This window comes from Flavobacterium sp. N1736 (genome assembly GCF_025947065.1).
Classification (GTDB): Bacteria; Bacteroidota; Bacteroidia; order Flavobacteriales; family Flavobacteriaceae; genus Flavobacterium.
This window is the reverse complement of record NZ_CP109994.1, coordinates 568,161-587,698: the sequence shown is the minus strand read 5'-3', so window position 1 is coordinate 587,698 and position 19,538 is coordinate 568,161. Positions and strand designations below refer to the sequence as shown.

At 32.5% G+C, this 19,538-nt stretch carries 17 protein-coding genes and 1 pseudogene; 7 read left to right on the top strand and 11 right to left on the bottom strand.

Annotation, left to right across the window (positions count from 1 at the left end; translation table 11 throughout):
* Positions 1–51: 51 nt before the first annotated feature.
* Positions 52–642: a TetR/AcrR family transcriptional regulator gene (locus OLM54_RS02535; protein ID WP_264537042.1), complete on the bottom strand. Its 591-nt coding sequence runs from the start codon at positions 640–642 to the stop codon at positions 52–54.
* Positions 643–871: 229 nt separating this feature from the next.
* Here OLM54_RS02535 and OLM54_RS02530 point away from each other — a divergent pair, with 229 nt between their 5' ends.
* The 5 genes from OLM54_RS02530 (at position 872) to hemN (ending at position 5,578) form a co-directional block, all read left to right on the top strand.
* The gene (locus tag OLM54_RS02530) at positions 872–2,500 is read left to right on the top strand and encodes an acyl-CoA carboxylase subunit beta (RefSeq protein ID WP_264537041.1); all 1,629 of its coding nucleotides are present in this window, start codon (positions 872–874) and stop codon (positions 2,498–2,500) included.
* Positions 2,501–2,621: 121 nt separating this feature from the next.
* Positions 2,622–3,044: a DoxX family protein gene (locus tag OLM54_RS02525; protein ID WP_264537040.1), complete on the top strand. Its 423-nt coding sequence runs from the start codon at positions 2,622–2,624 to the stop codon at positions 3,042–3,044.
* A gap of 113 nt (positions 3,045–3,157) precedes the next feature.
* The gene (locus OLM54_RS02520; protein WP_264537039.1) at positions 3,158–3,505 is read left to right on the top strand and encodes a hypothetical protein; all 348 of its coding nucleotides are present in this window, start codon (positions 3,158–3,160) and stop codon (positions 3,503–3,505) included.
* Between the two features lie 111 nt (positions 3,506–3,616).
* Complete coding sequence (locus OLM54_RS02515; protein WP_264537038.1) at positions 3,617–4,087, top strand: hypothetical protein; 471 nt, start codon at positions 3,617–3,619, stop codon at positions 4,085–4,087.
* 126 nt (positions 4,088–4,213) lie between these two features.
* The gene (hemN, locus tag OLM54_RS02510) at positions 4,214–5,578 is read left to right on the top strand and encodes an oxygen-independent coproporphyrinogen III oxidase (RefSeq protein WP_264537037.1); all 1,365 of its coding nucleotides are present in this window, start codon (positions 4,214–4,216) and stop codon (positions 5,576–5,578) included.
* Here hemN and OLM54_RS02505 read toward each other — a convergent pair.
* From OLM54_RS02505 to OLM54_RS02470, 7 genes and pseudogenes are all read right to left on the bottom strand, one after another.
* The gene (locus OLM54_RS02505) at positions 5,575–6,276 is read right to left on the bottom strand and encodes a sulfite exporter TauE/SafE family protein (RefSeq protein ID WP_264537036.1); all 702 of its coding nucleotides are present in this window, start codon (positions 6,274–6,276) and stop codon (positions 5,575–5,577) included. The genes hemN and OLM54_RS02505 overlap by 4 nt on opposite strands.
* Before the next feature lie 11 nt (positions 6,277–6,287).
* Positions 6,288–6,737, bottom strand: a complete 450-nt coding sequence (locus OLM54_RS02500) for a FixH family protein (protein ID WP_264537035.1) — start codon at positions 6,735–6,737, stop codon at positions 6,288–6,290.
* Between the two features lie 12 nt (positions 6,738–6,749).
* Positions 6,750–8,167 (bottom strand): annotated as a pseudogene (gene ccoG / locus OLM54_RS02495) (cytochrome c oxidase accessory protein CcoG).
* Between the two features lie 9 nt (positions 8,168–8,176).
* Positions 8,177–9,112, bottom strand: a complete 936-nt coding sequence (locus OLM54_RS02490; protein WP_264537034.1) for a cbb3-type cytochrome c oxidase N-terminal domain-containing protein — start codon at positions 9,110–9,112, stop codon at positions 8,177–8,179.
* Between the two features lie 200 nt (positions 9,113–9,312).
* Positions 9,313–11,502: a cytochrome-c oxidase, cbb3-type subunit I gene (gene ccoN, locus OLM54_RS02480; RefSeq protein WP_264537032.1), complete on the bottom strand. Its 2,190-nt coding sequence runs from the start codon at positions 11,500–11,502 to the stop codon at positions 9,313–9,315.
* Between the two features lie 2 nt (positions 11,503–11,504).
* Positions 11,505–11,696 carry a cbb3-type cytochrome oxidase assembly protein CcoS gene (gene ccoS, locus OLM54_RS02475; RefSeq protein ID WP_264537031.1) on the bottom strand — a complete coding sequence of 64 codons (192 nt, stop codon included), beginning with the start codon at positions 11,694–11,696 and terminating at the stop codon, positions 11,505–11,507.
* A 108-nt stretch (positions 11,697–11,804) separates the two neighbouring features.
* Complete coding sequence (locus OLM54_RS02470) at positions 11,805–14,198, bottom strand: heavy metal translocating P-type ATPase (RefSeq protein ID WP_264537030.1); 2,394 nt, start codon at positions 14,196–14,198, stop codon at positions 11,805–11,807.
* 201 nt (positions 14,199–14,399) lie between these two features.
* On the opposite strand from OLM54_RS02470, the gene OLM54_RS02465 reads away from it, so the two are divergent.
* The gene (locus tag OLM54_RS02465; protein WP_264537029.1) at positions 14,400–15,080 is read left to right on the top strand and encodes a Crp/Fnr family transcriptional regulator; all 681 of its coding nucleotides are present in this window, start codon (positions 14,400–14,402) and stop codon (positions 15,078–15,080) included.
* Here the strand turns inward: OLM54_RS02465 and mazG are convergent, their stop codons facing one another.
* The 3 genes from mazG to def all read right to left on the bottom strand — a co-directional run bounded on the left by mazG (position 15,081) and on the right by def (position 17,085).
* A complete protein-coding gene (gene mazG / locus OLM54_RS02460; RefSeq protein WP_264537028.1) occupies positions 15,081–15,851 on the bottom strand; it encodes a nucleoside triphosphate pyrophosphohydrolase in 771 nt (256 codons plus the stop codon).
* Between the two features lie 99 nt (positions 15,852–15,950).
* A complete protein-coding gene (locus tag OLM54_RS02455) occupies positions 15,951–16,436 on the bottom strand; it encodes a DUF5606 domain-containing protein (protein WP_264537027.1) in 486 nt (161 codons plus the stop codon).
* 58 nt (positions 16,437–16,494) lie between these two features.
* Positions 16,495–17,085 carry a peptide deformylase gene (def, locus tag OLM54_RS02450; protein WP_264537026.1) on the bottom strand — a complete coding sequence of 197 codons (591 nt, stop codon included), beginning with the start codon at positions 17,083–17,085 and terminating at the stop codon, positions 16,495–16,497.
* A gap of 197 nt (positions 17,086–17,282) precedes the next feature.
* Here def and OLM54_RS02445 point away from each other — a divergent pair, with 197 nt between their 5' ends.
* Positions 17,283–19,505, top strand: a complete 2,223-nt coding sequence (locus OLM54_RS02445; protein ID WP_264537025.1) for an FUSC family protein — start codon at positions 17,283–17,285, stop codon at positions 19,503–19,505.
* The last annotated feature ends 33 nt before the right edge of the window (positions 19,506–19,538 follow it).

Sequence of the window (19,538 nt, the reverse complement as noted above, 5' to 3'; positions counted from 1 at the left end):
CAATGCAAATATATTCAAAAACATACTAATTAGTATGTTTTGAAATTGAATTTATTTTAAACTATTTAAATAATTTCTAAACTCTTTTAAATAAACGATATAACATGAATTATTATCCTGAAGTTTTCCAAAATTCCGTATTCCCCAATAGCCTGAAATTATAAAAAAGGCAGCTTGATTTCCATCAACATCTTTCCTGATCAATCCAGATTTCTGGCCATTTGTGACAGCTTTTTCAATTGTATTTTTCCATTGATCGACCAATTCAGTTAATGCTTTACTGAATTCGTTATTCCAAGGCGTCATTTCCTGCGTTAAGTTTCCAACCGGACATCCGTATTTAACCTGCAAAAAAGGATCTTCGAGAAGTAAATACGAAATCATATCATAAATATCTTCCAGCGGATTTTCTGAATTTTCAATTGGCGAGATAAAGCTTTCCATCATTGTTGCTTTTAAAATCTCCTCAATAATAGCAACTCCCATTTCATCTTTTGTTTCAAAATGATAATAAAAAGCACCTTTTGTAACTTGAGTTGTCGCAATAATTTCATCGATACTTGTGGTTTGATATCCTTTCGAATAAATCAATTCAAATGCTTTATGAAGAATTGTAAGTCGGGTGTTTGCAGCTTTAGACATAAAAAATACTAATTGGTATGAAAAAACAAATTAAGTCAAAAAAAATGAATTACGCCTAAAATTTCAGATAGCAGCAAAACCATTTTTGTTAAATCAAACAAATAAAATCTATGCTTCAATGTGTTTAATTAAATTTTTATGGATACAACCCAACAGATTAATTTATTATGCTGGTTTCAATTGATTTTGTAAATTAGCCAACACTATTTTGTAAAAACCACAATATCTTATGGATTTAAACTTCAATAAAAACGAAGATCACAATAAATTGTTACTTTCTGAATTAAAACAAAGATTTGCCAAAATAAAATTAGGCGGAGGTGAAAAACGTATCGAAAAGTTGCATGCCGAAGGTAAAATGACAGCCCGCGAACGCATCGATTATTTACTGGATGAAAATTCGAAAAGTATTGAAATTGGAGGATTTGTTGGAGACGGAATGTACGCTGAACACGGCGGTTGTCCTTCTGGCGGAGTTGTAATTAAAATAGGATATATTAGAGGAAAACAATGTATTGTAGTTGCCAATGACGCTACTGTAAAAGCGGGCGCGTGGTTTCCTATTACAGGAAAAAAGAATTTACGTGCGCAGGAAATCGCCATGGAAAACAGGTTGCCTATTATATATTTAGTAGATAGCGCCGGAGTTTATTTACCGCTTCAAGACGAAATTTTCCCTGATAAAGAGCACTTTGGCAGAATCTTTAGAAACAATGCTCAAATGAGCAGTATGGGAATTACTCAAATTGCTGCCGTTATGGGAAGCTGCGTTGCCGGAGGCGCTTATTTGCCAATTATGAGCGATGAAGCTTTAATTGTAGATAAAACCGGAAGTATTTTTCTTGCCGGAAGTTATCTCGTAAAAGCGGCTATTGGCGAAACTATCGACAATGAAACTTTAGGCGGAGCTACAACACATTGCGAAATTTCGGGCGTGACAGATTATAAGGCGAAAGACGACAAAGATGCTTTAGATAAAATTAAAAATATTGTAGATAAAATTGGTGATTTTGATAAAGCGGGCTATAGCCGAATTAAGGCTGAAAAACCTGCTCTTGAACCAAAAGATATTTACGGAATTCTGCCAAAAGCAAGAAACGAGCAATACGATATGATGGAAATTATCAATCGTTTGGTTGATAATTCAGAATTTGAAGCTTATAAGGATGGTTACGGACAAACTATTATTACAGGTTATGCAAGAATCGATGGCTGGGCTGTAGGAATTGTGGCAAACCAAAGAAAAGTGGTGAAAACCAAAAAAGGTGAAATGCAGTTTGGCGGTGTTATTTACTCAGATAGCGCTGATAAAGCGACACGTTTTATTGCTAATTGCAATCAAAAGAAAATTCCATTAGTATTTGTGCAAGATGTTACCGGTTTTATGGTTGGATCAAAATCTGAACATGGCGGAATCATTAAAGACGGAGCAAAAATGGTAAATGCAGTAAGCAATTCTGTTGTTCCAAAATTTACTGTCATTGTAGGTAATTCATACGGCGCAGGAAATTATGCCATGTGCGGAAAAGCGTATGATCCTAGATTAATTTTTGCGTGGCCAAGCGCAGAACTTGCCGTTATGGGCGGAACACAGGCTGCAAAAGTATTAGCTCAAATTGAAGCTTCTTCTCTTAAAGCAAAAGGAGAAATTGTTGACGAAGCTAAGGAAACAGAATTATTTAACAAAATAAAAGCACGCTACGACGAGCAAACTTCTCCTTATTATGCAGCGTCAAGATTGTGGACAGATGCCATTATAGACCCATTAGATACCCGTACCTGGATTTCTTTAGGAATTGAAGCTGCAAACCACGCTCCTATTCAAAAACCATTTAATTTAGGCGTAATTCAGGTTTAGCCATTTACGAATTCTTAAAATACGTTAAAAATATAATTCAAAACTTATTTTTAAACGCTTAAAAATCACTATATCATTAAAAATTAGTAACTTAGTATGTAATTTTTAATCACGTAGTATCATGGAAAATGTAAAAAGTTTAAATAAATGGGCTAATTCGCACACTTATTTGCCAGTAGATTTAGTACGTATTGTATTGGGTGTTTTTTTATTTATGAAAGGGGTTTCTTTTGTAACAAACATTCAGTACCTGCATGATTTAATTTCTCCCATTGATCGTTTTGGAGGCGGAATGTTTCTTTTACATTATATCGCTCCAGCTCACATGATTGGAGGAATTATGATTGTTTTCGGGTTACTTACGCGCTGGGCAATAGCGGCTCAATTACCTGTATTATTTGGAGCCGTTCTCATAAACTTTATAGGAAACATGCATTCAGAAAGCTTAGTTCTGGCAATAGTAGTTCTGTTAGTTTGTATTTTCTTTTTATTCTATGGAAGCGGAAAACATTCGGCAGACTATTATTTTAAAATGCAGCAATAAAACTATTTATCCTCGACTATAATACTTGTTGAGGATAAAATTATGTCCTTTTTTAACATTAATTAGCTTTTTAAAATTTCATTTATTGTATTTTATGAACTAATTTCGCCAACATGGATTGGATTCGTAAAACCGTTATTTTTGTATCACTTTTGATCATGGCTTTTTTTGCTGTTCAGGCAAATCAAGTTACTGTACAAAAAATTGAAAGTGAAAAATCGGATACGAATTTTTCAAATGATTATGTTGACGCATCTGATTTTATACAGCCACAAGCGAGTTATCAGTTTACAGCAAATATTAAAACCATTCAGCCTATTTTAGTTAAATGGTTTGACTCTTTATTGATAACAATTCCTGCACATCAGGTTGTTAAATCAAAATCAAATTTTGCAAATCAATTATTAAATCAGAGCCGCAAAATATCCCTATTACTCTATCCCTTCCATTATTTTTGGTAGTTAAATTCATGAAATTTTAACGCGAAGATTTATTCTTCTCAGATTAATTAAACCGTTTTTCGATTAGAAAACTGTTTACTATTTCATATAATTTAATTTAATAAAACAAAAATGGATACAAGTGTAACTATAATTGGTATTGTGATTGCGATCATAGTAGCCGTGCCTATATATTTCTCTGCACGAACAAGCGCTGCAAACAAAACAAAAATTTTAAATATTCAAAAGAAATTCAATTCGGCAAATCCTCAGGATTTTGATTTAACAGAATCCCAAAGCAATAAAACGCTTACGATAGATCAAAAAAATAGAAAATTTATTTTGATGAATTTTAATCCTAATCAACAGGAATCATCATTTGTCGATTTAAAAACAGTTTCATCCTGTAAATTAGTTTCAACAACTGACGCAAATTCAGATACAATTTTAAAAATTGATTTTGAATTTCAGGAAAGAGAAAACTCAAAAAAAATTACAATCCCATTCTATGATTTTGACGATGACAGAATTAAGCAAATCAGTGCTTACCAAGATCATATGTTTGCAAAAAAATGGCTTAAAATCATTCAGGATTCTATTTAGTGTTAGTTATTTAATTCAGTTAAAAGAGGTTCATTTTGGGCCTCTTTTTTTATGGGCTAATATGATATTTATCATTTTATATTTTGATCTGTCGTGCTAATTTTGATAGATCCAAAATGCGCTTTTATGAAAATTTCACTAATTCAAAAATACAATGTTCCGGGACCGAGATATACAAGTTATCCAACTGTTCCGTATTGGAATGAACAGAATTTTAGTTCTGAAAAATGGATTGAATCTTTTCAAAAAGCATTTTCAGAAAGCAATTCCCAAAACGGAATCAGTCTTTACATTCACTTGCCTTTTTGCGAAAGTATGTGCACTTTTTGCGGATGCAACAAACGCATTACAAAAAACCATTCTGTAGAAGAAACGTATATTAAAGCTTTACTCAAGGAATGGCGCTTATATTGCAAATTACTTCCCGAAAAACCTTTTATAAAAGAAATACATTTAGGCGGAGGCACTCCAACATTTTTTTCGACAAACAATTTAGAGCATCTCATAAATGGCCTTTTTTGTTATGCCAATAAAGCAGAAAACTATGAATTTAGTTTTGAAGGACATCCAAATAATACCACTTATGATCAACTTAAAAAATTATATGATTTAGGCTTTCGTCGGGTAAGTTTTGGTGTTCAGGATTATGCCGAAAAAGTGCAAAAAGCAATTCATCGCATTCAGCCCTTTCATAATGTAGCCAAAGTAACTTTTTGGGCAAAAGAAATTGGATATACATCTATTGGTCACGATATTATATTCGGACTGCCATTTCAAACCATTGATGATGTTGTAGATACGATAGAAAAAACAAATTCTTTAAGACCGGATCGTTTAGCATTTTATAGTTATGCCCATGTGCCTTGGATAAAAGGAAATGGTCAGCGTGGTTTCAATGAAGAAAATCTTCCAAAAGATTCCGAAAAAAGAAATTTGTATGAAACCGGAAAGGAGATGTTGTTTAAAAACGCTTATAAAGAGATTGGAATGGATCACTTTGCGTTACAATCAGACAGTTTATATAAAGCGTCTCAAAACAAAAAACTTCATAGAAATTTTATGGGTTATAGTGCCTCAAAAACGCAGCTTATGATTGGTTTAGGGGTTTCATCTATTAGTGACAGCTGGTATAGTTTTGCTCAAAACACCAAAAACCTAGAAGACTATTATCAATTACTGGAATGGGATAAATTGCCAATTGTAAAAGGTCATATTCTGGATAGTGAGGATTTAATCATCCGAAAACATATTTTGAATCTAACATGTGAATTTGAAACTTCCTGGACTAATGAAGTTCTTTATTTTAAAGAGCTTGAAAATGTGAAAGCGGATTTAAAAGAAATTGAAAAAGATAATTTAATCGTTATTGAAGAAAATAAAATTACAATTACCGAAGCAGGAAAACCTTTTGTACGTAATATTTGTATGGCTTTTGATTTACATTTAAAAAGAAAATCTCCGGAAACCAGTTTGTTTTCAATGACGGTTTAATGACAATTTGGAACTTCCTGAACAAACAAACTCATATTTGATGGAGATAAATATGGGATTCCGAGACCCAAACCCCGTAAAATAAATAAAACGCCAATAATTACAGCAACATAAGGAATTGCTCTTTGAATTTTATTTCTAAAAGACAAATTCAGTAATGAATTTAAATACACAACGGCTGTCATTAAAGGTATAGTTCCCAATCCGAATAAGATCATATAGAGAATCCCTAAACTGGCACTTTGCATCGCAATTGCTCCAAATAAGGCTACATAAACCATTCCGCAAGGTAAAAAGCCGTTTAATAAACCTATTATAAAAAGTGACTTATAACTTTTGTTTTTAAAATGACTTCCCAGACCGGATTTGATTTTTGATATAACTTTATAAACCGGTTTTGAAAAATTATATTTTGAAAATACTTTTTCAGGAATCAAAACTACAATTATCATAAACAAACCAATAACTATAGACATATTTTGCTGCAATCCGGCCAGAAAAAAGCCTCTGCCCAATAATCCGAAAATTAGACCAATTACTGCGTATGCAATTAAACGCCCAATGTGATAGGTAAAAATCTGAATTGCTTTCTTTACTTCATTTTGACGATCTACCGGCAACATCATAGCAATGGGTCCGCACATTCCTATACAGTGAAAACTACTAATTAACCCAAATATAAAAGCAGAATACAGCATTTTTTGCTTTATTAATTTACAAAAATAACTTCTTTTGATAAGTACTTTTTACCATCATATTGCCATTCCATAGTAACATCCCAGCGTCCTTTTATTAATTTGCTTTTTGGAATCAATAATGTAGAATTTGTCAAAGTAATTGGCGTGTTAAAATCAAATTTCTTGTTTGATGGCCTGTACAGCAAAATGTTTCCTTTTAATTTATCAGTTTCAAATTTTACAGGAAAAACTATTTTTACGCCTTCCGCTATATATTCAATTGTTGGTTTTTGCTGTAAATCATGTGCATTTTGAATACGGGACATTTCTTCCTGAAAATGCGAATCGTGTTTATAATATTCTTCTACGACCAAATCATTATCGTATTTACTATTTGATTGTACTTCAAAAACGAAGTATAAAATAAAGGTCATAAATAACCCAAAAGCAATTACTATTCCCGTTCCCCAATTGATTTTCATGGTATTATTTTTTTAATTAAAACTACGCGGCCCTAAAAAGTTTGTTGTGGTTGTTTCAAGCAAATCTTTGCCATTATAAATTCCTATTTTAACTTTTGTTTTATCACTTTCTAAAATTGCCTCATCTATTTCTATAAAAAGGGTTCCTTGCGAAATTCCTTCTTTTATAATTTTAAAATGCTCTTTTCCAACGTTTTTAATTGCACCCTTTTGATCAATTAATTCAAAATGAATGTCATTATAATCTTTCATGGTTTTATTTACAATCTTATAAGTATATACATTGCTGATTTTATCTCCTTTATGCTGAAAAAGCTGTCCGGCAAACGTAAAATAATCGCCTGAACATCTGCTCTTAAAAAAAGCATTCCAACAAAAACACTCATTAAAATCAGTAAAACTGCTGTGTAACCTTTCATTCTTGCAGTAAACTTAAAAGGCTCTTTTTTTGCAATTTCATCTTCTGAAGCATAACGAATAAGGCCTTTTGGTAAACCAACAGAATCCATTATCGAATCGCATTCATCAATACAAGCGGTGCAATTTGTGCATTCTAATTGTGTACCATTTCTAATATCGATTCCCATTGGACAAACGTGCACACATTGATGACAATCAATACAATCTCCTTTTCCTGTAGTGTTTCTGTCTTCTTTTTTATTAAACTTAGCGCGACCTTCTTCTTTTTCACCACGTACAAAATCGTAAGCAACGTTTATCGATTTATTATCTAAAAGAACGCCTTGCAAGCGGCCATAAGGACAAGCAATTATACAAACCTGTTCGCGAAACCAAACAAAAACAAAGTAAAAAACACTTGTAAAAATAAGCAGGGCAATAAAATTGCTTGCCTGCTGAATTGGTCCTTGCTCAATCATTAAAAAAAGAGTGTCACTCCCAACCAAATAAGCTAAAAAGACATTTGCTATACCAAAAGAAATGAGGAAGAAAATTATCCATTTAGTCGTTCTCTTTCTAATTTTTTCAGAATTCCATTCTTGTTTTGATAAACGCAATTGTGCGCCACGATCACCATCAATCCAATATTCTATTCTTCTAAAAACCATTTCTAAGAAAATAGTCTGTGGACAAATCCATCCGCAAAATATTCTTCCAAAAACAACTGTAAATAATATAATAAAAACAATTCCAACAAGCATTGAAATTACAAAAAGGTAAAAATCCTGTGGCCAAAATGGAAATCCAAAAATATTAAAACGACGTTCTAATACATTGAACATCATAAATTGGTTTCCGTTTACTTTTATAAATGGATTGGCAATTAATATGACTAATAAAATGTAACTAACCCATTTTCTATAATCATAGAACTTACCAGACGGTTTTTTTGGAAAAATATATTTCCTTTTACCACCTTCATCAATAGTTCCAATGGTATCTCTAAAAGCTTCGTCTGGTAAATTTGACATGATTATTTATTATTTTTTAACTTCGGTACTATCAGCTGATTTACTTGTCGCTACATCACTTTTCGCATTTTCATCAACCCAGATTTCCCCTTCTGATTCTTTTGGATCTTTTGGATTACTTCCCTGTAAAGACAAGATATAACTTGCTACTTTTTGAATTTCTTTAGGTTTTAAAGTTCCTTTCCATGAGATCATTCCTTTACCGTCCCGACCACCATTTGTAATTGTGTGAAACAGGTTTTTAATTCCGCCACCTAGTATCCAATGATTATCTGTTAAATTTGGTCCAATTTGTCCTCCGGCGTCAGCGCGGTGACAAGCTGCACAATTTGTCATAAAAATTTCTTTACCTGCATCTAAATTTGGAGCATCCGTAAGCAAAACAACTGTTTTTTCATCCATTAAATCCGGTGCTGTTTTGAGGTATTCATCAACATCGATTTTTGCCTGAGCCATTTCTTTTTTTAGCTCCATTTCCTGATCATCACCACCAAACATTTCATAGCGGGCAAAATAAATTACTCCAAAAATGACACAGATGTAAAACAAATACACCCACCAAGGCGGTAAATTATTATCAAGCTCTTTAATTCCGTCATAATCATGATCCATCAACAAATCGCCTTCTTTTTCAATAGGCTGCGTTTTGGTAAGTTTATGCATTAAATCTTTATACCAGGTACTTTCTTTAATGCTCAGGTTATCTTCATAATCTGCCACAGCTTTTTCTTCCGGAGACATCAATTGATACATAACGCGATTAACAGCACTTAATGTAATTTCAATTGCAATAAGAATGAATAGAAATACCAATAAAAAAACGGAAACCATTGGATACCTTATAAAAGCAGCTCTGTCTCCAGAATCTATAAAATATTCCATTAATCCAAAAACGATGAAGAAAATCACCGGTACTCTTACATATACTGGGAAAAATTTTTTCATTTTAAATATTTTTTGAAATTATAATACTTTCCTCATTTAAGGGTATTTGGCTCATTTCTTTAATTTTTTCTTTTTTATAAGTAAAGACCCAAAAGCCTAAGAATACAAAAAAGACAAAGAATATAAGCAGAGAAAGAATCGGGTAAATGGCTATACCCGAAATATTCTCCATATTGTGTTTTATTTGTTCGAACATAATCTTATAATTTTGAAGTATCTTTTACTTTAATATCAGTTCCGAGTCTTTGTATGTATGCAATAAGGGCAACTATTTCTCTTTCGTTCATTGGAACAAATTTTTCGCCTCTTGCAGCAGCTTTTTTCTTGCTTTCTTCATAGCTTTTTACAAAGTCAGGATCGTTTTCAAGGCTTTTCTCTATTGATAATGCCTGGGTTCTTAATGTTTGCACTGCATTTGAAACTTCGGATTCTGAATACGGAACTCCCAATGTAACCATTGCCTGCATTTTCTTTTGGGTTAAAGAAATATCCATCGGTTTATTATCAAATAACCATTTATAACCTGGCATAATTGAACCTGCCGAAATACTTTGCGGATTCCAAAAGTGATTAAAATGCCAGTTATCATTGTATTTACCGCCAACTCTCAATAAGTCAGGACCTGTTCGTTTTGATCCCCAAAGAAATGGATGATCGTATACAAATTCTCCTGCTTTTGATTGTGGCCCGTATCGTTCAACTTCACTTCTAAACGGACGCACTGATTGTGAATGGCAGCCTACACAGCCTTCTCTTATATATAAATCACGCCCTTCAAGTTCTAAAGGTGAATATGGTTTTACACTGGAAATAGTTGGAATATTTGATTTTACCATAATTGTTGGTACAATTTGTATCACTCCTCCAATTAAAATTGCAATCGTTGCTAAAATGGTCAGCTGAATTGGTTTTCGTTCTAACCATGAATGGAATTTTTCTCCATTTATTCTGCTGCTGCTTATTCTTTGCAATGCAGGCGCCTGAGCCAATTCGTCTTCTATTGTTTCACCTGCTTTAACGGTCATGATAATATTGTAAACCAATGTAAACATACCAACTAAATACAAAGTACCGCCAATAGCTCTCATCCAATACATTGGCATGATTTGCGTAACGGTTTCAAGAAAATTACCATACGTTAAAGTACCGTCCGGATTAAATTGTTTCCACATTGAAGCCTGAAGAAAACCGGCCACATACATTGGTAAAGTATACAAAATGATTCCTAACGTACCAATCCAAAAATGAAAATTAGCAAGTTTATTAGAGAATAGTTTACTTTTTGTCATTCTTGGAATCAACCAGTAAATGATACCAAAAGACATAAACCCGTTCCAGGCTAAAGCTCCCACGTGTACGTGTGCAATAATCCAGTCTGTATAATGTGCAATAGCATTTACATTTTTTAATGAAAGCATCGGACCTTCAAAAGTTGCCATTCCGTAACCGGTAATGGCGACCACAAAGAATTTTAAAACCGGTTCTTCACGAACTTTATCCCAAGCGCCTCTTAAAGTTAAAAGTCCGTTAATCATTCCTCCCCACGAAGGTGCAATTAACATAATAGAGAATGCGACTCCTAAATTTTGCGCCCAGTTTGGTAAAGCTGAATACAATAAATGATGTGGTCCTGCCCAGATATAAATAAAGATTAAAGACCAAAAATGTATAATTGATAAACGATAAGAATAAATTGGTCGATTGGCTACTTTTGGAACAAAATAATACATCAACCCTAAAAATGGTGTCGTTAAGAAAAATGCAACGGCATTATGACCATACCACCATTGTACAAGTGCATCCTGAACACCGGCATAAACAGAGTAGCTTTTTAAAGCCGAAACCGGAAGTTCAATATTATTAAAAATATGCAATACGGCAACCGTTACAAATGTTGCAAGGTAAAACCAAATCGCAACATATAAATGACGTTCTCTACGACGCAACATAGTACCAATCATGTTAATTCCCATCACGACCCAAATTAACGCTATAGCAATATCAATTGGCCATTCTAACTCGGCATATTCTTTTGATGAAGTATAACCCAGGGGTAATGTAATAGCTGCGGCAACAATAATTAACTGCCAGCCCCAAAAATGCAGATTACTTAAAAAATCACTAAACATTCTGGCTTTCAGCAATCGCTGCAACGAGTAATACATACCCGCGAAGAAAGCATTTCCAACAAATGCAAAAATAACTGCATTGGTATGCAAAGGTCTTAAACGTCCGTAACTAAGCCAGGAAATCCCATCTGTTATATTGGGAAAAAGGTACATAACCGCTAAGGTTAAGCCTACTAACATACCTACAACTCCAAAAAGGATTGTGGCGTAAATGAATTTTTTTACAATTTTGTTGTCGTAATAAAACTGTTCCATTTCCATAATTATACTTGTTTTTCTTCGGTTGGTGAAATATTGTTTTTTGAAATAACTTTGGTTTCGTCATCAAAAAGCATTCTGACAGAGGGCGTATAATCATCATCATATTGTCCTGATTTTACAGCAACAATAAAAGCAATGAAGAAACAGATTGCGACAAAAATACTTACTGAAATTAATAGATAAATGACACTCATACCCTAAATTTATGTTAACAAAATTAATAGGTAATAGGCAGGTAAAATATGATAATTGTCATATTTGAATAGAATGCTAAATGTAGGAAAAATAATAACAACAATTATTTATAATCGTTTTAAACTACTGTTACTGAAATAATTAGACATTAAAGTAACAAAACTTACAATCGTAATTGTACTTAACGGCATAATAATAGCCGCAACTAATGGAAGTAAATTGCCTGTAACAGCAAAGGATAAACCAACAATATTGTAAAGCAGCGACAAGCAAAAACTCATCTTGATAATTGAAATTGATTTATGAGATATTTTTATAAAATAATCGAGTCGTGAAAATTCGCCAGCATCTAAAATTGCATCGCAGGCAGGAGAAAACACGTTAACATTTTCTGAGATAGAAATGCCAACATTACTTTGCGCCAAAGCACCAGCGTCATTTAAACCATCACCAATCATCATTACATTCTGCCCTTTTTCCTGAAGTTTCTTTATAAACTCCAGTTTTTGCTCTGGTTTTTGATTAAAAATTAATTCAGTATTTTTTGGCAAAATAGCTTCGAGACTTTCTCTTTCTCCATCATTATCACCAGACAATACTTTGATTTGAAAGGTTTTACTAAGTTTTAAAAATAGCTCCTGTAAACCTTCTCTATATTGATTTTTAAATACAAACCTGCCGTAATAGACATGATCAATTTTAATGTGCAGCGACGTTTTTTCTATTTCTGACGAATCCGAAACGGAGTTCTTGACAAACTCGGCAGAACCTATTTGAATTTGCCTATTATCAATAATAGCCTGAATTCCTTTTCCTGTTATTTCCTGAAAGTCATCTATTTTAATCTTTTTTATTTCAGGTAAAAAATCATATAACATTCGGCTTAAAGGATGATTTGAAGCGCGAAGCACATTTTTGATAAGAATATTATTTTCCTCTGAAATTAAATTTCCTTCATAGGTAATATTCGCTTTTTTATTTGTTGTGATTGTTCCTGTTTTATCAAATACTAAAGTATCAACTTTTGCTAATTGCTCAATAACGAGAGCATTTTTAAGATACATTTTTTGTTTGCCCAGAATTCTAAGAATATTGCCAAAAGTAAACGGTGCCGTAAGTGCCAATGCACACGGGCATGCAACAATTAGCACAGCTGTAAAAACATTAAAAGCTATATTGGCATCAATAAATATCCAGTAACCAAAACCTGCAAAGGCAATTAATAATAATATTGGAGTAAAATATCTACTAATGGCATCGGTAATTGTTTTGTGTTTTTGATCGACATTTTTTTGAAAGATTTCATTACTCCACAGTTGTGTCAGATAACTTTGCGAAACGGAATGTAAAACTTCCATTTCGATAATTTTACCAATTTGTTTACCTCCGGCAAAGATTTTATCGCCTGATTTTTTAGTAATTGGAACTGCTTCACCGGTTACAAAACTATAATCGATTTCAGCTTTTTCACTAATTAAGATTCCGTCAACGGGAATTAATTCCTGATTTCTAATTAATAATCGATTTCCTTTTACGATATCATATATAGGTAAACTTTCTTCGGTTGTATCCAGATTAATTCTTGTAACCGCAATAGGAAAATAAGATTTAAAATCTCTTTCAAAGCTCAAAAAACTATAGGTTTTAATTTGAAACATTTTTCCTAGCAGCATAAAGAAAACCAAACCCGTTAAACTGTCAAAAAAACCAGGACCATAATCCATAATCATATCAAAAGTGCTTCGTATAAACATGACAATAATTCCTAACGCTATAGGAATATCAATATTTAACATCTTGGATTTAATGCTTTTATAGGCCGAAACATAATAACCACTTGCTGAGTATAAAAAACTGGGCAATGAAAGGATAAAAATTAAAGCCCGAAAGAATGGTTTGTAATTGTCGAGCCAAAACTCTTTTATTTCAAAATATTCGGGAAACGAAAGCAACATAATGTTTCCGAAACAAAAAAATGCAACTCCAAGTTTATAAGTAAGCGTTCGGTCTACATTACTTTTGCCTGTTTCGTAGTTTTCTAAACTAATATAAGGTTCATAACCTATTGAACTAAGTAAATAAACAATTGTTTTTAGGGAAACAATATCTAGATTATAAGTAATTCGAACTTTTTTTTCCGGAAAATTAACCTGAGAAATGCTGATTCCGGGTTGTAATCTGTTTAGATTTTCAAGAATCCAAATACAGGAACTACAATGAATATGGGGAATATTGAGTGAAACTATAGCGGTGTTTCCTTCCTGAAATTCTAAAATTTTTGATAAGATTGTTTCGTTATCAAGAAAATCATATTTTCCCTGAATATCTTGTGGAGTTGCACCTGGTGATTTTTCAAAATCGTAATAGCAAGTTAAATCATGAAGACTGAAAATTTCGTAAACTGTTTTGCACCCATTACAACAGAACTTTTTTTCATCAAAATTGATTTCTTCATTTTTAGTAATGGTTAGCCCACAATGAAAACAACTTTGCTCACTCATAATTTGTTTTTTTTAACTTGTGCAAAGTTTACAAATTGCAAAAGACTATAAATATGATATTTATCATACTTTAATAAATTATGATTCTAATTTACTAAAATAAAAAGGGCAAATTACGATTGAACTTTTTTTATTGTTTTTTTCTCTAATTATTCTGCTTTTAAACCTGAATATTGGTTAATTTCGCATAAAATTTTTGTCATGAATAAATGTGACCAATGTATCGTACGGCAGTTAACTTCTTTACAAGCCTTAAATAAAGATGAAGTTATAAAACTTGCAAACAGCAAAACTACTTACACAATTAAAAAAGGAGAGTCAATTTTTGAAGAAGGTGAAGTCACGAATGGCGTTTTTTGTGTGAAAGACGGAGTTGGAAAACTTTCAAAACTTAGTGCCAACGGAAAAGATCAGATTGTAAAATTAGTAAAATCAGGTGAGCTTTTAGGACAGCGTTCTATGATTAGTAACGAACCTGCCAATCTGAGTGCAAAAGCTATAGCTGATATGGAAGTTTGTTTTATTCCAAAATCTGAGATTATTGGTTTTTTTAATACTAACAATCAGTTTTCGATGAAATTAATGCAATCTGTTTGTGAGGATTTAAAAGAATCTGAGAATGATAAAATTGCATTAGTTCAAAAAACCGTAAAACAAAGATTAGCAGAAACATTGCTTTATTTACATGACTTTTTTGGAATAAACGATGATAAAACCCTAAAAGTACAACTAACCAGAGAAGAATTAGCCGGAATGATAGGAACGGCAACCGAAAGCTGCATCCGTTTGCTTTCTGATTTTAATAAATTAGATTTTATAGAATTAGTTGGTAAAAAAATTGTTCTTAAAGATGTAAAAGCATTAAAAAAGCTAGCCGAATAATCAGAGCTTTTTCGCCTCATTCCAAAAAACATCCATTTCTGCAAGTGTCATATCCATTAAAGGTTTTCCTAATTCACCTGCTTTACTTTCAAGATATTGAAAACGTTTAATAAACTTTTTATTGGTTCGCTCCAAAGCATCTTCCGGATTTACATTTAAAAATCGGGCATAATTAATCATGGAAAATAATACGTCTCCAAATTCTGCCTCAATTTTATCCTGATCTCCAGCCGTCACTTCTACTTGCAGTTCTTGCAATTCTTCCTGCACTTTATCCCAAACCTGATGCGGTTCTTCCCAATCAAAACCAACACCTTTTACTTTATCCTGAATTCGGCTTGCTTTAACTAATGCCGGTAAACTTCTTGGAACTCCTTCTAAAACAGATTTTTTTCCTTCTTTAAGTTTTAATTTTTCCCAATTTTGTTTGACTTCTTCTTCATCTTTTACAACTGTATCGCTATAAATGTGAGGATGACGATGAATTAGTTTTTCGCAAATTTCGTTACAAACATCAGCAATATCAAAATCATTGGTTTCTGAGCCTATTTTTGCATAAAAAACAATATGCAGCAATAAATCTCCTAATTCTTTTTTTACTTCGTTTAAATCATTATCCAAAATTGCATCTCCCAATTCATACGTTTCTTCAATGGTAAGATGTCTAAGCGTTTGCAAAGTCTGCTTTTTATCCCACGGACATTGTTCACGCAGTTCATCCATAATAATTAATAATCTTTCGAATGCCTGAAGTTGAAGTTCTTTACTCATTTTTGAAGTTTTTTTGGATTGTAACCTAATGGTGTAAAAGTAAAAAATCCTGTCAAGAAAATATCTTAACAGGATAATATATTAATGGAAGATTAATTACTATTCTTCTTTTTTAGCTTTTGGTTTTTTAGCCGTCGGAGCTTTTTTTGGTTTTTCTTCAGCAACCGGAGTTTTTTCCGGAGTTTCTGTAACCGCTGGTGCCAAATCTGTAACCAATCCTTTTGTCTCAAGCGTGTTATACCAGTTTAATACTTTTTTAATATCTGAAGGATAAACCCTTTCTTCATCAAAATCAGGTAAAATTTCTTTAAAATAACTTGTTAATGTAGCGTTATCTTCTTTATGAGAAATTGCCTGACCGTTCTTTTCTTTTTTAGCAATAAGCTGCATTACTTCCGTTAAAGGTTTTTCTCCATCGTAAGTGTAGATTGAAATTTCAGATAATAAACTTACATTACTTTTTAAGTTTACTGTGATTTTTTTTCCGTCTAATAATGATTCTGCCACAAAACCTGTACGAGTTTGCACTTTCAATACATATAAACCTGGTTTCCCAGAAATGGCTAAAATTTTCTCTAAATTCATGTTTATTAAAATTAGTATTAAGAATTTCTTTTTGTATGTCCTTTTCTCAGAACATCATTTATCTCCCTTTTTTTGCAGCAGCAAATTTCATTCTGTATTCCTGAAAAGTTTTTCCTTCGGTAATATTTTTCAATTTCTTTTGAATCAAACGTTTTTTCAAAGAAGATATTTTATCCGTAAATAAAATCCCTTCGATATGATCGTATTCATGCTGAATAACTCTTGCAATCAATCCGTCAAAAACCTCCGTTTTCATTACAAAATCCTCTTCACAATATTCAATTGTAACAGTTGGTTTTCTATAAACATCTTCACGAACATCCGGAATACTCAGACAACCTTCGTTAAAACTCCACTCCTCACCTTCTTCTTTTACAATTTTAGCATTGATAAAAGTTTTTTTAAAGCCTTTTAAATCGTTTTGCTCTTTTGTCGATACATCTTCATCATCACTAAAAGGTGTTGTATCGATAATAAACAAACGAATCGCCATACCAACCTGCGGTGCAGCCAATCCTACGCCGTAAGCATTGTACATGGTCTCATACATGTTTGCTATTGTTTCTTTTAAGTTGGGATAATCCGGCGTAATTGCCTCGCCCACTTTTCTTAAAACAGGATCGCCATATCCTACAATTGGTAAAATCATTCGTATTAATTTAAGTATTATGTGCTGAAAACATTGAAATTTGCTCTCATAATTCAGCTGGCAAAAATAGTAAAAAATAGTCAATGAATAATTCTAAACACACATTAATCGCATTTTTCACTGCTTATTAAAATCTCATCCATAATTATGCCAAATTAACTCGTACAATTCTTACCTTTGCTAGTAAACCTCATTTTATGTACGAACGTATCACAAAATTCACAAACAGTACTTCTTTTTTTAACGCTTCAAAAGTAACTATTGCTTCTGTTGTTCCTGTTTTAATTTTGAATTTTCTGGGCTATTTTGAAATTGGTTTTACCATTGCGCTTGGCGCTTTTTTTACGTATCCAAGTGATATTCCCAGTACATTAAAACATAAAATAAAAGGTCTTATTGTTGCTTCATTTATTGTTTCGGGAGTTAATTTCCTTGTCAATTTAGCCTATCCTTTTCCATTTTTATTTTATCCGTTTTTAGGCTTATTGCTTTTTCTATGCTCCATGATCTCTGTTTACGGACAGCGAGCAACTTTGGTTTCATTTTCGGCATTACTTTCTATTTCGTTATCATTTGGGCATTTACACCAAGGCTGGGAAGCGTTTCAATATTCAGGATTTATATTTATCGGAGGAATTTTATATTTAATCGTATCTATGGTGTTTCATTTTGTACACCCTTATAAATATGTTGAATTACAAATTGCTGAAGGCATAAAATTAACGGCAAAATATTTAAAATTAAGAGGCGATTTATGGAGTCCGGAAGCCAAACGAACTGCCATTATCGAAAAACAACTGGCGCTTCAGGTTGAATTAAATTTAATTAATGAAGATTTACGTAAAGTACTTATTGGAAATCAAAACACCTCTGCAGCCAACAGCCAGAACAGAAAAATGCTGCTTGTTTTTATTACTCTTGTTGAAATACAGGAACTTGCCTTATATACTTCATTTGATCATAGTAAACTTCATGAAAAGTTTGACCGACATCCGGAAGTTTTAAGAACGTATCAAAATGTGGCTTACAAATTGGCTTCGACCTTAAAAAAACTTTCTAAAAATGTACATCATATTGCGGTTTATGTGGATAAACATGATTTAAAAAATGAACTTGATGCACTTGAATTTGCCATTTTTGATTATGAAAAAACTTTAGGTAAAGATGAAGCTGCCGAAGGTGTTTTGATGTTAACCAATATGTTGAAATATGCTAAAAACCAAGTTGGAAAAATAAAAATTATCCAAAGGGCTTTTTCACTTGCCATGCAGTCTTATAAACTAAAAGACAAAGATAAAGAGTTGGAAAAATTCCTCACTCCTCAATATTATCCTTTGCGCACGCTGACAGAAAATATGAGTTTCTCCTCTTCTATTTTTAGACATTCATTGCGATTGACGATCACTATTTTAATAGGTTTTATTATTGGAAAAATTCTGCCTTTTCAAAATGTATATTGGATTTTATTGACCATCGTTGTCATTATGCGTCCTGGTTATGGTTTAACAAAGGAAAGATCTTATAACAGAATCTTCGGAACTATTTTAGGAGGATTAATTGCTTTTGGGATTGTTTCATTAGTTCAAAATCACGTCTTACTGAGTATTTTTTCTATTGTTTGTATGTTACTCGGAATTTCGTTTACACAAATCAACTATAAAATAAGTGCCACTTTTGTAACGATGTATGTCGTTTTTATTTACGGAATTCTAACACCAAATGTTGTCGAAGTAATTCAATTTAGAATATTAGATTCAATTGCGGGAGCAGTTTTAGCCTTTTTAGCCAATCAGTTTTTATGGCCGGCATGGGAGTTTATAAATACGCCTATACATATTGAAAATTCGGTTCGTTCTAACAGAAACTATCTTAAACAAATTGCCGATTTTTATAACAAGAAAGGTGAAGTTCCTACTTCATACCGATTGGCAAGAAAACATGCATTTGTAGAAATTGGAAATTTAATGACCTCTTTTCAGCGTATGATGCAAGAGCCAAAATCAAAGCAAAAAACGTTACCATTGGTTAATAAATTGGTTGTTTTAAACCATTCCTTACTTTCCGCATTAGCTTCTTTATCCACTTATATTCAGGCGCATCAAACAACATCTGCCTCAGAATCATTTAATTATATTATAAAAACTATACTGTCGAATCTGGATCAGGCTATTTCCATTTTAAGAAACGAAACTATTGTCACTGATACTTTTTTCGAAAAAGAAGATGTGACTTTGCAATTTGAAGAACTTAAACGTATCAATTTTAATCGTTTGGCAACGGATGACGAACTTGATAAAGAAACACGTCAGGCAAAAATGCAGGAAGCCCAAATGGTTATTGAACAACTAATCTGGATGAGTAATCTATCTGAAAAGATTTTACAGAACACAAAAGACCTTAAAGCAATAAATCCAGATTAATTCATCTGGATTTGCTGTTATATAGATTTTAAT

Excerpts from the sequence above, each read along its gene's own strand:
- OLM54_RS02535 (WP_264537042.1), bottom strand. The coding sequence starts at position 642 with ATGTCTAAAGCTGCAAACACCCGACTTACAATTCTTCATAAAGCATTT.
- OLM54_RS02530 (WP_264537041.1), top strand. The coding sequence starts at position 872 with ATGGATTTAAACTTCAATAAAAACGAAGATCACAATAAATTGTTACTT.
- OLM54_RS02525 (WP_264537040.1), top strand. The coding sequence starts at position 2,622 with ATGGAAAATGTAAAAAGTTTAAATAAATGGGCTAATTCGCACACTTAT.
- OLM54_RS02520 (WP_264537039.1), top strand. The coding sequence starts at position 3,158 with ATGGATTGGATTCGTAAAACCGTTATTTTTGTATCACTTTTGATCATG.
- OLM54_RS02515 (WP_264537038.1), top strand. The coding sequence starts at position 3,617 with ATGGATACAAGTGTAACTATAATTGGTATTGTGATTGCGATCATAGTA.
- hemN (WP_264537037.1), top strand. The coding sequence starts at position 4,214 with ATGAAAATTTCACTAATTCAAAAATACAATGTTCCGGGACCGAGATAT.
- OLM54_RS02505 (WP_264537036.1), bottom strand. The coding sequence starts at position 6,276 with ATGCTGTATTCTGCTTTTATATTTGGGTTAATTAGTAGTTTTCACTGT.
- OLM54_RS02500 (WP_264537035.1), bottom strand. The coding sequence starts at position 6,737 with ATGAAAATCAATTGGGGAACGGGAATAGTAATTGCTTTTGGGTTATTT.
- OLM54_RS02490 (WP_264537034.1), bottom strand. The coding sequence starts at position 9,112 with ATGAAAAAATTTTTCCCAGTATATGTAAGAGTACCGGTGATTTTCTTC.
- ccoN (WP_264537032.1), bottom strand. The coding sequence starts at position 11,502 with ATGGAAATGGAACAGTTTTATTACGACAACAAAATTGTAAAAAAATTC.
- ccoS (WP_264537031.1), bottom strand. The coding sequence starts at position 11,696 with ATGAGTGTCATTTATCTATTAATTTCAGTAAGTATTTTTGTCGCAATC.
- OLM54_RS02470 (WP_264537030.1), bottom strand. The coding sequence starts at position 14,198 with ATGAGTGAGCAAAGTTGTTTTCATTGTGGGCTAACCATTACTAAAAAT.
- OLM54_RS02465 (WP_264537029.1), top strand. The coding sequence starts at position 14,400 with ATGAATAAATGTGACCAATGTATCGTACGGCAGTTAACTTCTTTACAA.
- mazG (WP_264537028.1), bottom strand. The coding sequence starts at position 15,851 with ATGAGTAAAGAACTTCAACTTCAGGCATTCGAAAGATTATTAATTATT.
- OLM54_RS02455 (WP_264537027.1), bottom strand. The coding sequence starts at position 16,436 with ATGAATTTAGAGAAAATTTTAGCCATTTCTGGGAAACCAGGTTTATAT.
- def (WP_264537026.1), bottom strand. The coding sequence starts at position 17,085 with ATGATTTTACCAATTGTAGGATATGGCGATCCTGTTTTAAGAAAAGTG.
- OLM54_RS02445 (WP_264537025.1), top strand. The coding sequence starts at position 17,283 with ATGTACGAACGTATCACAAAATTCACAAACAGTACTTCTTTTTTTAAC.